Source organism: Peribacillus sp. NPDC056705, assembly GCF_043656335.1.
Map to the genome: position 1 here is coordinate 1 of NZ_JBHTYI010000262.1, position 1,104 is coordinate 1,104.

At 49.5% G+C, this 1,104-nt stretch carries 1 protein-coding gene; it reads left to right on the forward strand.

What is annotated here, in order from left to right; translation table 11 throughout:
* Positions 1-166 precede the first annotated feature (166 nt).
* Positions 167-1,104 (forward strand): HAMP domain-containing protein (locus tag ACFRAK_RS29500; RefSeq protein ID WP_394573270.1); only part of this gene is annotated, 938 nt, incomplete at its 3' end.

Genomic DNA, 1,104 nt, shown 5'->3' on the forward strand with positions numbered 1-1,104 from the left:
GTTACTATCTGCTAATGAAAGTAGGCGTACCATGCAACTGTATAAGTCATTTCTCAAACAGCTAGTCCGGAACTATATGATCGGATCGATAGCGGCTGTGCTTGTTGTGGGCGGCGTATTAATGGTAACGACTCTGGAGGTATCCTTTGAGGAGGGTGCCCGTTTAATGATCATATTGGCCATTTCCTTCATGATCATGATTGCGTCGGAGCTTCTGGTGTTTCTTAAGAACCTGAGACCGATTCGCGCTGGATTTACGGAAGAAACACCGGATCTGGACATTCTGGAAAAAGCCTACTTGAGCGTTCATCGCATGCCAAGATTGTCGGTTTACCGCATCTTTGGACCTCACTTGCTGGGCTTATCCATACCGGCGGTACTGCTGACGGTATGGATGTTGGAACAGGGCAAATTTAACTTTCCGCCTTTTTATATCTGGCTGGCATCACTTGGAGCGATATTACTGGCAAGCTGCCATGCCATGATCGAGTTCTTCCTGACAATTGCAGCGATACGCCCCTTGATCAGGGAGATCCGCCGGCAAGCGTTATCCCGTTACGGCGTGGATTTCTCGCTGGAGGGTCATGTGTTTATGGCGATCCGCACGAAATTTTTGCTCAGCACGATGCTGATCGGGACTTTTCCTTTGTTTCTGTTCAGTCTAGCCGTCCAGATTCGCTTGGAAGGATTCAGTCAGATCATTGCACAGCAATACTGGGGCTGGGCAGGATTTATTCTACTGCTGGGCGTAGGGTTTGCCTATGTGGGAGCGTGGCTGTTAACGCAGGATTTACAGCGTCCAATCCGCCAACTGTATCGGGCAATGAACGAGATTAAAGAAGGGCGACTGATTCAGACTTCTAATTTATATTCAGATGAGTTCTCAACGCTCATCGCAGGCTTTAATATGATGGTACGCGAGCTTCAGGGGCGGGAAGATCGTAATCGCAAGCTGCTGGACAGCTATTTTGCAGCACTTGCAGCCGCACTGGATGCAAGAGATCCCTATACGGCAGGCCACTCGCTCCGGGTGGCCGAATATTCGGTTGTCATCGGACATTTGGCTGGGCTACGTCAAGAGGATATCGATCTGCTGTACAAGAC